Raw genomic sequence first — 10,997 nt, 5'->3', positions numbered from 1 at the left:
CACTAGTGTGGCATATCACCCGGACATGAGTCGCTGGAATGTTCGAAAGCGTCGAAGAGCAGGCGGGATACGCGCTCGGCGTCGGCGTCGAGGGACTGATCGCGGCTGTCGTCGAGGACCTCCACGAGCACGCGATACGTCAGCGCCTGGAAGAGCAGCGACTCGAGGTGCGGGATGTGCCTCCAGCGGTGGATGATGCGGGCATCGACCGCCCCCATCATGAGGCCGTCGATGATGCATAGCGCCGCGCTGTAGCCATGCGGCCGTCGCGTGCCCACGATGTCCGTGAGCGCCGGCTTGTTGCTGCCGTGGAAGATCGTGGTGCCCAGCATGTCCGCGTGGCAGACCTGGAGGGGCGCCTCGCACGACGGCGTGTTGCGGATGAGCCGCGCCGCCAGGGCCGAACCGTGATCCTCCCCCGCGGCGGCAGCCTGGTCAGCCTGGTCAAAGACAGATCCCCCATGAGGCTGATCCGGCAGTGGCACGTTGAGGGTGGAGAGGGCGTCGTCGAGGCGCAGCGCCGCGCCCACAGTCTCATCCACCCGGCGCGCGCACGTGCCCTCGATCCAGCTGGACGCCCGCCACCCGGAGACCACGTAGCGCCCATCGGTGGAGCGCAGGGGCCGCGCGATGCGGAGCCCCTCGACGCTGAGCTTTTCGCGCACCCGGGCGGACCACCCCGCCGAGTCCGAGGCCATGGCACGCATGACGCACACGGGCCCGACGCGCCACCCGTAGCCCCAGGCGGCATCGAGGCGCTCGATGGGGCCGCGATCCGCATGGAACGCGGCCTGAACATGCTCGGGGAAGGTTTCTGTCATGGGTTGTGTGTACAGGTCTTTCTACTAACGGCCGATGAAGCCCACTTGGCGGGGGTTCTCCTCCCCCACTTCCACCCACGCGATCCGCCCAGTGCGGACGATGTAGTGGCGCCCGGATGTGTCGTCGAGCTCCAGAACGCCGCTGTCCTGCTGCAGCGCCTGGTTCAGGCGGGCCGAGAGGGCCTCGCGCTCTTCGGTGCTGGCCAGGGCCAATTCGCGGGGGCTGTCCACAAAACCGATCTTGATATCAACAGACATAGTGCCCCATCATAGCGGGGACTCGTTAATATCTAGGGTGTGTCTGCACCGAATTCAACCCCCACCTTTGCTGACCTGGGTGTGGCCGTAGAAATTACGGAGGCGCTCGCGGAGCGCGGCATCACCCACACCTTCGCCATCCAAGAGCTCACCCTGCCGCTGGCCCTCGATGGCACGGACATCATCGGCCAGGCGCGCACCGGCATGGGCAAGACGTTGGGCTTCGGTGTTCCCCTCCTTGATCGCGTTTTTGACTCCGCGGATGTGGATGAGCTCGACGGCACCCCGCGTGCCCTCGTCGTGGTGCCCACGCGCGAGCTCGCCGTCCAGGTGGGCGAGGACCTCACACAGGCCGCGGCGCATCTCCCGATCCGGCTGCTCACCATCTATGGCGGCCGCCCCTACGAGGAGCAGATTGATGCCCTGGAGGCGGGCATCGACGTGGTCGTCGGCACCCCGGGCCGCCTCCTCGACCTCTACCAGCGCGGCTGCCTCCACCTCGATCGGGTGGCGGTGCTCGTGCTCGATGAGGCCGATGAGATGCTCGACCTCGGCTTCCTCCCGGATATTGAGAAGATCCTCGAGGCGCTCACCCACGAGCACCAGACCATGCTCTTCTCCGCCACCATGCCGGGGCCCATCATGACCCTCGCCCGCAGCTTCCTCACGAAGCCGGTGCACATCCGCGCGGAGGAACCCGACGAGTCCGCCACCCACACCACCACCGAGCAGATCATCTTCCAGGCTCACCGGATGGATAAGGAGGCCGTGCTGGCCCGCATCCTCCAGGCGCGGGGCCGCGGCCGCACGATCGTCTTCACCCGCACGAAGCGCAACGCCCAGCACGTCGCCGAGGGCCTCGCCACGCGCGGCTTCCGCGTCGGCGCGGTTCACGGGGACATGGGGCAGCCCGCCCGCGAGCGCTCCCTCGAGGCCTTCCGCACCGGCCAGGTGGAGATCCTCGTCGCAACCGATGTGGCGGCGCGCGGCATTGATGTCGACGACGTCACCCACGTCATCAACTACCAGACCCCGGATGATCCCATGACGTATATCCACCGCATCGGCCGAACCGGCCGCGCGGGGCACAGCGGCACGGCGGTCACGCTGGTCGGCTACGATGAGCTGCACAAATGGGCCGCGATCAACACGGAGCTGGACCTCAACCTTCCCGAGCCCCCGCAGTGGTTCTCCACCTCGCCTGAGCTCTACGAGGCCCTCTCCATCCCGGATGGCGCCCAGGAGCGCGTCGGCGATCCCCGGCGGGTCTTCGGCGCCCGCTCTGCCGCCGAGCGCAGCTCCTCCTCGAGCCGCCGCCCGCGGTCCCGATCCCGATCCCGCCGGAGGCCCCGCCCGTGACCCCACCTCTGCGCCGCACCCGAGGCGACATCATCGCCACCTGCATCATCGTCCTCGTCTGCGTGCTGGCGCTCGGGCTCGCCTGGTACAAGGCGCCCATCCGCGGCAGTCACCTCTCCCCCGCGACGGCCGAGTTCCACGCCGCCGCCGCACCCACCCGGGTCCCGGATTCCCTCCCTGAGCTGTGGCATCGCGACGACGCCCAGCCGGCGCCCGCCCAGCAGACCGTGGCGCCGCGCCCCGTCGTCGTCGGGGGCGTGGTCATTCTTCCCTCGGAGCATGGGGTGCGTGGCCTGGACCCGCGGTCGGGCCAGCAGCTGTGGTCCTATGAGCGGGAGGAGACCCTGTGCGGTCTGGGCACGGCGTGGCAGAAGGTGACGGCCGTCTTCGATGCCGGCTTTGGCTGCGGGGACGTGGTCCAGATCAAGCCGCACGATGGAACGTACGGGGCCACGCGCAGCGCCATCGCTGAGGATCCGGTGGGCATCGTCCAGTCCAATGACCGGGTGGGGATCATCGGCGCGGAGCGCGTCGAGCTGTGGCGCGATGACGCCGTGCGCACCATCGAATACGGGGACAACCCGGCGCGCCAGGAGCCGAACATGCAGCCGCACGTCGAGTGCTCCCCCGCCGCCGCGCTCACTCGGAAGGATGACCTGGTTCTTCTTGATCGCTGCCCGGATCACTCCTCGTGGGTGCGCATCATGGACACGAGCCCTGAGGACTCGCGCAAGCCCGAGGTGAAGCACGAGTTCGCACTGTCTGGTGACACGAGCACGCTCGTCGCGCTGGGGGCCTCGGCGCTCGCCGTCTACGAGGACGGGGCGCTCGTCTCCTATGACTTCTCTGGCGCGGAGCTCTCGCGCACCCCGATCGCCCCGCCTGCGGAGGGTGCCCTCGACGCCCCCTATCGCCCGGCGATCGCTGACCTCCCCCACCACATGTCCTGGTACGACGGCCACTCCTGGCATCTCTTTGAGCCGACGGATCTGCGCCCCACCATCCACAAAGACGATGCCCTCGGCACGGGGGTGTCCCTCAACGGCCAGCTCCTCTACCCGGTGCGCGGCGGCGTGGCCGTGGCGGACTCGGATACGGGCGAGGTGCGGCGGACCATCCCCGTGGACCGCGGTTCGTGGCAGGGGCCGGTGTCCCTCTCGCTGGCCGGAGACGTCCTGGTGGAGCAGCGCGGGGCGAGCGTCGTCGCCCTCTCCCTCACGGGAAAGTAGCGCGCACGCTGGGAGGTGCTAGTAGCGCTCGGCCACCCACTTGACGGAGGTCGGGTGGAAGAGAAGGACGAGCGCCACGATCGCAGACAGGCCCGTCACCGTGCCGAGGACCCAGGCATGCCCCGAGAACATGTAATAGGCGATGGGGAGGAAGATCATCTCCAGCATCGCGACGGGGCCGCGGCCCCAGCGGAACCCGCGGTTCATGCGGATGGCGCCCCAGAGAACGACGCCGAAGACGAGGAGAAGGAAGATCCCCGTCCCGGCACCCACCCATTGGCCGGTGGAGCCCTCCGTGGAGATAAGCGAAGGATCGCGATAACCGAGTGCCTGCCGGGCGAGAAGCAACACGGCATACGCGAGGCCGAGGACGCACTGGACCATCGCGATGATGCCGGCCCAACGAATAAGACGCGGGGGAAGGGATTCTGGGGAGCTCACGAAGCCTCATCCTATCCGGTTCCCGCGCGAGGCTCCGGCCCCGGGGGAGCCCAGAAAGGGGCGATTTGACGGACAGAGCGCAACATGATCTCAGCGAAAAAGGAAGAAAACCCAGGTCACCCGGCATGGCCGGTCAGTTTATGGGGCGAATTGAGGGTAGCCTAAGCGCGGAAATACGGTAAACACCATCTTAACTATTGTGAGTTTCCTCTCAGTTCTAGGTAAACCTCTAGAAAACTTCTTGGAGACGTGTCATGATCTTTGCGTGACAGAGAGACCGGCTGGGTGCCGGTCCTCCCCTGGATCATGCCCTCTGCAAGGATCCGCCCCGCGGATGGGGGATTCCGCACACGCTTTTGCAACACCACTGCCCATGCACACACGTATGTTAGGAGACACGAACTATGGATTGGCGCCACGAGGCCGTCTGCCGCGCTGAAGACCCCGAGCTCTTCTTCCCTGTCGGAAACTCTGGCCCCGCCCTCGCACAGATCGCGAAGGCGAAGATCGTTTGCAACCGCTGCCCCGTCACCTCCCAGTGCCTGCGCTGGGCGCTCGAGACCGGCCAGGATGCCGGCGTCTGGGGCGGCATGAGCGAGGATGAGCGTCGCGCTCTCAAGCGTCGCAAGAACCGCGGCCGCAACCGCACCCGCCTGACCGTCTAACACCCTCTCCCCGCCACCGTCACCACACCTCAACTTCATACGGGCCACCGCTCCCCTCCCCACCGACGATTTTTGAACCCCGCCCCGGGGCGTTAAAATCATTCGGAAACCTCGAAGACCTAGTAGGAGGAGCCGCTATGAGCAAGCGTGGCCGCAAGCGCAAGGACCGTCGGAAGAAGAAGGCCAACCACGGCCGTCGCCCGAACGCCTAAGCGCCTCAGCGACATCAGCTGCAGAACTCGAGTGGGTGTCACCGCCATCGTTGCGGTGACACCCACTCGTGGTATCTGGGCATCTGGATATTTGGGCTGTCTACACAACGTCAGCACCGTGCCCCGGGCCACCCCGAGGTGGCGGCGCCAGCCCCGCCTCCCCTAGCCCTCGTAGGTGCGGGTCACGCGGGTCACGCGAATCTGCATGCTGATGCGGCGTCGCAGCTCCACGGGGGCCGGGGCGCAGCAGCAGCGGCGCACGAGCGCCCGGATTTCTTCCTCGGTGAGGAGCTGGGCATAGCACTCGGGACATTCCTCGATGTGAGCGCGCAGCTGCTGGCACTCGGCCTCGCTAAGGCCGGCGTCGAGCAATTCCCAGAGGGACTCGGTGTGGTCCACGTACTGCGCGTGCTCCTCGCTCTCGTGCGCTCTGCTCATCGTTCACTCCCATCCTTGTCCAGCCCGATGCCCTGAGCCTGAGCCACTTCCTTCAACAACCCGCGGAGCTGTTTTCTTCCACGGTGGAGCCGGCTCATGACCGTCCCGATGGGCGTGCCCATGATGCTCGCGATCTCCTTGTAGGGCAGCCCCTCGACGTCGGCGTAGTAGACGACCATGCGGTAGTCCTCGGGGAGCTGGTTCATGGCGTCGGCAATTTCGGCGTTGGGGAGCCGCTTGAGGGCTTCCACCTCGGCAGACTGGAGGCCCGTCGGGTCATGGGAGGAGGTGGAGTAGATCTGGTGGTCGGTGATCTCCTCCGCACTCGTCTGGACAGGTCGGCGCTGTTTCTTGCGATAGGTGTTGATGTAGGCGTTCGTCATGATCCGGTAGAGCCACGCCTTGAGGTTGGTCCCCGGCTTAAAGCTGTGGAAGGCCTGGAAGGCCTTCATGTAGGTCTCTTGGACGAGGTCCTCCGCGTCGGCGGGATTGCGCGTCATCCGCAGCGCGCCGCCATAGAGTTGGTCGAGGAGCGGAAGTGCCTCGGCCTCGAAGCGCTCGGCGAGTTCCTCCTCAGCCGGCGTGCGTTGCGCCGTCTCCTGGGGTTCAGACACTGAACTTCCCACACCTTTCGTTGACACCAGTGCGCACCCATTCTAAGACAGCCCCCTCTCCGCGCGTGGCATAATCCCACCCATGGCGAAAAAGAAGAAAGTCTCTGCATCGACCCCCGCCCTCCGACTCCTCAGCGAGCGCGGCATCCCCCACGAAATCGAGACTTTCGACGGCGGGACCGCGCACTTTGGCGAGAACGCCGCCGCGCAACTCGACGTAGACCCGGCCTTCCTCCTCAAGACGCTCGTCGTCGATCTCCACCCCCAGCGCCCCGGTCGCACCCTCGGCGTGTGCTGCGTGCCGGTCCACCACACCCTCAGCCTGAAGAAGGCGGCGAAGGCTTTCGGCGTCTCGCACGCGGAGATGGCCGCCCCCGCCGCGGCCCAGCGCTCCTCCGGCTATGTTCCGGGCGGGATCTCCCCCATCGCGCAGAAGAATCCCCTGCCCACGCTCATCGACGCCAGCGTCGAGGGCGCGGAGCGCGTGTGGGTGTCCGGGGGCAAGCGTGGGGTCGACGTCAGCCTTAGCGCCGCGGACCTCGCCGCCGCCACCGACGGGCAGTTCGCGGACGTGCGCCACGAGGAAGCCCGGCCCCACCGCTAGGACGTCGCGGATGCGTCCTAATCAGCGTCGACGGGCGTGATGAGCCCGGCGTGATCGATGCTGGCGCGGCCGACCTCCCGCCCGACGGGCCAGGTGCGCAGCTGCTCGCGCAGCGGCTCGAGGCTCGGGTGGAGGAGCTGCGCGGCCTCCTGAGGAGTGCCGCGCGTCCAGGTCTCCATCTCCTCGGCCTGGAGGAAGCGCGGCATCCGGTGGTGCAGCCACTCGAGGGGCGGCTGGGACTGCGTCGTGAGGATCGTGACTGAGAGCTGCCCCAGGGCCGTGGAATAGAGGCCCGCCGCCCAGAGGAGGCCGCCCTTGCGGAGGCTGACGAAGTGGGGCTGCTTGTCCTTCCACTCGTAGTAGCCGTCCATGGGCACGAGGCAGCGGGAGCGCGCGAAGGCCCCGCGGAAAGACGGCTTATCCTGCACGGTTTCGGAGCGGGCATTAAAGAGCGGCGGCCCGGAGATCTCCTTCTTCCACTCGGGGATGAGCCCCCAGCGGGCGGGGGCGAGGATAGCCCGGCCCGGCTGGCTGAGGTCGACGGCCGCCACCGTGGTCGTGGGGGCAATGTTGTAGCGCGGCGGCGGGGCGCCCTCCGGGAGGAGGGTTTCCGTGACGCCGGGGAGGGCGTCGAGACTGTGGCGGAGGGATTCCTCGTCCTGGAACAGCACAAATCGACCGCACATAGGACCACAGTGTAGGCCCTCCCCCTATGATTGGTCTCGTGAACAATCCCCAGAGCTGGCACGCCCCTGTGGCCCGCGGCCCCATCGAGTGGACGCAACCCATCCCCGGGTCCAAATCCATTACGAATCGCGCGTTCATCCTCGCGGCGCTCGCGAACCGGGAGAGCACCATCGTCGATGCCCTCGATAGCCGTGACACGCGCCTCATGATGGGCGCCCTGCAGGAACTCGGCACGCACATCGAGGCCACGAGCACCGGCCCCGCCCTGCTCCGCGCCCGCGTGCGCCCGGCCCCCTTCCGCTCCGCGACCATCGACTGCGGCCTCGCAGGGACTGTCATGCGCTTTGTTCCGCCCATCGCCGCGCTCACCACAGGCACCGTGCGTTTCGACGGCGACCTCCAGGCCCGCCAGCGTCCGATGGCCACCATCCTCGACGCCCTCCGGGAGCTCGGCGTGAGCGTCGTCGGCGAGCAGCTGCCCTTCACGGTGTACGCGCAGGGGACGCCGCCCGGCGGGACGGTGAGCATTGACGCCTCGGGGTCCAGCCAGTTCGTCTCCGGTCTTCTGCTCGCCGCAGCCCGCTACGAGCACGGCATGACCATCCGCCACGAGGGCGGGCGCCTCCCCTCCCTGCCGCACATCGACATGACGGTGGACATGCTCCGCCAGGCGGGAGTGACGGTGCAGACGGAGCCGAATCGCTGGCGCGTCGAGCCCGGCGAGATCGAGGGGCGCACGTGGCGCGTCGAGCCCGACCTCTCCAACGCCACCCCCTTCCTCGCCGCCGCGGCCGTGACCGGGGGGACGGTGCGGATTCCCCACTGGCCGGTGCGCACTACCCAGCCGGGCGATGCGATCCGCTCGATCCTCGAGTCCATGGGCTGCCAGGTGGAGCTGGAGGCCACGGGCGCGGACTTCACCCTCGCGCTGAGCGGCCCGCCGGCGGGCATGGGGCTCAAGGGGATCCGCATGGACATGTCCGATATCGGGGAGCTCACCCCCACCGTCGCGGCGCTCTGCGCGCTCGCGCAGACGGAGTCCCGGCTCACCGGCATCGCGCACCTGCGCGGGCATGAGACGGATCGGCTCGCGGCGCTGAGCACGGAGATCAACCGCCTGGGCGGGGACTGCGAGGAGCTACCCGACGGCCTGGCCATCCGCCCCGCCCCGCTGCACGGCGGCCTGTGGCACTCCTATGCTGATCACCGTATGGCGACGGCCGGCGCCCTCCTCGGCCTCGTCACGGAAGGAGTGCACGTGGACGACATCGAAACAACCTCCAAGACCCTCCCGGGCTTCGCTCACCTGTGGGAGCAGATGGTCCGTGGCTAGGTCACCCCGGGGACGGCAATGGGACGAGTCGGACGTCAAGATCCGCGCCCGCGGCCGCTCCCGCCCCCGCACCAAGGACCGCCCGAGCTACAAGAATGCCCAGTTCGGGATGGTCGTCGCGAAGGATCGTGGCCGGTGGGGCGTGGTTCTCGACGACGGCGGCGCCGACCACCCCGGCACCCCCGATCACCGCGTCCAGTGCGTGCGGGCGCGCCACCTCGGGCGCACGGCCATTGAGGTGGGTGACCGGGTGGGCGTCGTGGGAGACACCTCGGGGAACCCCGGCAGCCTCGCGCGGATTGTGCTGCTTCAGGAGCGGCGATCGGTCCTCCGGCGCACCGCGGATGACAACGACGCCTATGAGCGGATTGTCGTCGCGAACGCGGACACCCTGCTCATCGTGTGCGCGGTGGCGGATCCGCCGCCCCGGACGGGCTTCGTGGAGCGCTCGCTCATCGCGGCCTTTGTGGGCGGTATCCAGCCGATCCTCTGTCTGACGAAGTCGGACCTCGGCGACCCGGAGGAGTTCGCCGGCGAGTTCCGCGACCTCGACGTGCCGGTGATCGTCTGCGGGATCCACGATGAGCTCTCCCCCCCTCCTCGAGGCGACGCGGGGAAAGGTCTCCTGCCTCGTGGGGCACTCGGGCGTCGGCAAGTCCACGCTGGTCAACCGCCTGGTCCCCGAGGCCGAGCGCGCCACCGGCCGGGTCTCCGGGGTGGGCAAGGGCCGGCACACCTCCACCCAATCCGTTGCCTTCCCCTTCAATGAGGGCTGGATCATCGACACCCCGGGCATCCGCTCCTTCGGGCTCGCGCACGTCGACGCCGACGTCGTCCTCGAGGTCTTCGACGACCTCGCCGAGGCCATCGAGGACTGCCCGCGCGGCTGCACCCACCTCGGGCCGCCCGCCGATCCGGAGTGCGCGTTGGATGAGATCGACCCGGCCTCCCCCAGCGGGCGCCGCGTGGCCGCTATCCGCCGGCTGCTCGTGGCGCTGCGCTCCACCCCCGAGTGGGAGCGCGAGACCTAGTTCTTGCGGCGCCGGAGCGGGGTGCGCCCGGTGAAGTTGAGCAGCGCTTCCCCCACGGTGGGGCGCAGCTTGGCGAGGGCCCGGAGCCCGGTGGCGAGCCCGGCGCGGGCGCCGCTGGCGTCGGGACCGACGTGGAGGAGGGATTCGACGCCGGTGATGGTGAACGCCTGGTTGGTGCGGACTTCGGGGGCGTTGTTGGGGTCGGCGGCGAGGAACCGATTCGGGAGGGTGAGCTTCAGCAGGGTGCGCTGCACCTTGGCGAGCTGCATCGGGAAGGAGTCGATGTTATAGGGAAGGTCGTACTCCTGGCAGAGCGCCTGCGCTTTCTTGCCCACCTCGGCCAGCCGGTTGGAGGGCATGGTGGGGAAAAGGTGGTGCTCGATCTGGTAGTTGAGGTTGCCGGAGAGGATGGTGAGGAGCCACCCGCCGCTGAAGTTCGCGGAGCCGAGCATCTGGCGCAGGTACCACTCGTCGTGGGTTTCGTTGGCGTACTGCTCCTTGGTGAAGGTCTCGGTTTCGTCGGGGAAGTGGCCGCAGAAGATCACGGCATAGGCCCACACGCTGCGGATGAAGTTCGCCGTGAGGTTGGCGGCAAAGACGGCGGGGGCTTGGCGGCCGGCGAGGAGAGGGAAGAGCACATAGTCGCGGAGGGTTTGGCGACCGATCTTGCCGAGGGTCTCATAGAACTTCGGCTTCGTTTCCTCCCATGTGGCGCGCCCGGTGAAGAGACGGCCGAGTTGTACGTCGTAAAATCCCACCGCCCACTGGAAGAGGGAGGCCAGCACGAGATTGGTCAACGGCTGGGCGGCGTGGAAGGTTGACCAGCGGCGATCCCTGGTGACGCGGAGGATGCCGTATCCCACGTCGTCGTCCATGCCGAGAATGTTGGTGAAAGTGTGGTGGATGTAGTTGTGGGTGTGCATCCACTGCGAGGAGGGGCAGACGTTGTCCCACTCCCAGGTGGAGGAGTGGATTTCCGGGTCGTTCATCCAGTCCCACTGACCGTGCATGACGTTGTGGCCGATCTCCAGGTTCTCGAGGATTTTCGAGAGGCTGAGCAGGCCGACGCCCAGCGCCCACGCGGGCTTGCGGGAGGAGAACATGAGGCTCACGCGACCGGCGGCCTCGAGGCTGCGCTGAACCCGAATGAGGGTGCGGATATAGCGGGCGTCTTTGGCGCCGAGGGATTCGGTGACTTCGCGCTCGATCTCGTCGAGGCGGCGGCCGATCTCGCGGATGTCCTCGTCGGTGAGGTGCGAATAGGCGCGGATGTTGTCGATAGCCATGAGGGTCCTTTCACGGGTA

At 67.8% G+C, this 10,997-nt stretch carries 13 protein-coding genes and 1 pseudogene; 7 read left to right on the top strand and 7 right to left on the bottom strand.

What is annotated here, in order from left to right; all coding sequences use genetic code 11:
- Positions 1-2: 2 nt before the first annotated feature.
- Both L1O03_RS02715 and L1O03_RS02710 read right to left on the bottom strand, forming a co-directional pair.
- A complete protein-coding gene (locus L1O03_RS02715; protein WP_236117869.1) occupies positions 3-821 on the bottom strand; it encodes a TIGR02569 family protein in 819 nt (272 codons plus the stop codon).
- Between the two features lie 24 nt (positions 822-845).
- Positions 846-1,079, bottom strand: coding sequence for a DUF3107 domain-containing protein (locus tag L1O03_RS02710; protein ID WP_236117868.1), 234 nt, complete (start codon positions 1,077-1,079; stop codon positions 846-848).
- A 39-nt stretch (positions 1,080-1,118) separates the two neighbouring features.
- On the opposite strand from L1O03_RS02710, the gene L1O03_RS02705 reads away from it, so the two are divergent.
- Positions 1,119-2,438: a DEAD/DEAH box helicase gene (locus tag L1O03_RS02705; protein WP_236117866.1), complete on the top strand. Its 1,320-nt coding sequence runs from the start codon at positions 1,119-1,121 to the stop codon at positions 2,436-2,438.
- Positions 2,435-3,667 carry an Rv3212 family protein gene (locus L1O03_RS02700; protein WP_236117865.1) on the top strand — a complete coding sequence of 411 codons (1,233 nt, stop codon included), beginning with the start codon at positions 2,435-2,437 and terminating at the stop codon, positions 3,665-3,667. The genes L1O03_RS02705 and L1O03_RS02700 overlap by 4 nt, the downstream gene beginning before the upstream one ends.
- Before the next feature lie 18 nt (positions 3,668-3,685).
- On the opposite strand, the gene L1O03_RS02695 is transcribed toward L1O03_RS02700, so the two are convergent.
- Complete coding sequence (locus L1O03_RS02695; RefSeq protein ID WP_420830273.1) at positions 3,686-4,108, bottom strand: hypothetical protein; 423 nt, start codon at positions 4,106-4,108, stop codon at positions 3,686-3,688.
- 404 nt (positions 4,109-4,512) lie between these two features.
- On the opposite strand from L1O03_RS02695, the gene L1O03_RS02690 reads away from it, so the two are divergent.
- Complete coding sequence (locus L1O03_RS02690; protein WP_236117863.1) at positions 4,513-4,773, top strand: WhiB family transcriptional regulator; 261 nt, start codon at positions 4,513-4,515, stop codon at positions 4,771-4,773.
- A 137-nt stretch (positions 4,774-4,910) separates the two neighbouring features.
- The gene (locus tag L1O03_RS11630) at positions 4,911-4,985 is read left to right on the top strand and encodes a 50S ribosomal protein bL37 (RefSeq protein WP_374957137.1); all 75 of its coding nucleotides are present in this window, start codon (positions 4,911-4,913) and stop codon (positions 4,983-4,985) included.
- Between the two features lie 162 nt (positions 4,986-5,147).
- Here the strand turns inward: L1O03_RS11630 and rsrA are convergent, their stop codons facing one another.
- Together rsrA and L1O03_RS02680 are read right to left on the bottom strand one after the other, a co-directional pair.
- Positions 5,148-5,423, bottom strand: coding sequence for a mycothiol system anti-sigma-R factor (gene rsrA, locus L1O03_RS02685; protein ID WP_236117862.1), 276 nt, complete (start codon positions 5,421-5,423; stop codon positions 5,148-5,150).
- Entirely contained in the window at positions 5,420-6,037 is a 618-nt protein-coding gene (locus L1O03_RS02680) for a sigma-70 family RNA polymerase sigma factor (protein ID WP_236117861.1), read from the bottom strand. The genes rsrA and L1O03_RS02680 overlap by 4 nt, the downstream gene beginning before the upstream one ends.
- Positions 6,038-6,119: 82 nt before the next feature.
- On the opposite strand from L1O03_RS02680, the gene ybaK reads away from it, so the two are divergent.
- The gene (gene ybaK / locus L1O03_RS02675) at positions 6,120-6,641 is read left to right on the top strand and encodes a Cys-tRNA(Pro) deacylase (RefSeq protein ID WP_236117860.1); all 522 of its coding nucleotides are present in this window, start codon (positions 6,120-6,122) and stop codon (positions 6,639-6,641) included.
- Positions 6,642-6,658: 17 nt separating this feature from the next.
- On the opposite strand, the gene L1O03_RS02670 is transcribed toward ybaK, so the two are convergent.
- A complete protein-coding gene (locus tag L1O03_RS02670; protein ID WP_236117859.1) occupies positions 6,659-7,327 on the bottom strand; it encodes an SOS response-associated peptidase in 669 nt (222 codons plus the stop codon).
- 38 nt (positions 7,328-7,365) lie between these two features.
- Between L1O03_RS02670 and aroA the strand changes: the two genes are divergently transcribed.
- On the top strand, positions 7,366-8,661 hold the full coding sequence (gene aroA, locus L1O03_RS02665; protein WP_420830272.1) for a 3-phosphoshikimate 1-carboxyvinyltransferase: 1,296 nt from the start codon (positions 7,366-7,368) through the stop codon (positions 8,659-8,661).
- Positions 8,654-9,692 (top strand): annotated as a pseudogene (gene rsgA, locus L1O03_RS02660) (ribosome small subunit-dependent GTPase A). Before aroA ends, rsgA begins: the two are co-directional and overlap by 8 nt.
- On the opposite strand, the gene L1O03_RS02655 reads toward rsgA, so the two are convergent.
- Positions 9,689-10,978 carry a fatty acid desaturase family protein gene (locus tag L1O03_RS02655; RefSeq protein ID WP_236117857.1) on the bottom strand — a complete coding sequence of 430 codons (1,290 nt, stop codon included), beginning with the start codon at positions 10,976-10,978 and terminating at the stop codon, positions 9,689-9,691. The pseudogene rsgA and the gene L1O03_RS02655 sit on opposite strands and share 4 nt — an antisense overlap.
- Positions 10,979-10,997 lie beyond the last annotated feature (19 nt).

Origin of the sequence: Corynebacterium uropygiale (genome assembly GCF_021568315.1) — a bacterium.
Taxonomy (GTDB): domain Bacteria; phylum Actinomycetota; class Actinomycetes; order Mycobacteriales; family Mycobacteriaceae; genus Corynebacterium; species Corynebacterium uropygiale.
Note: the sequence above shows the minus strand (reverse complement) of the source record. Positions and strands in the feature narration are given on the sequence as shown.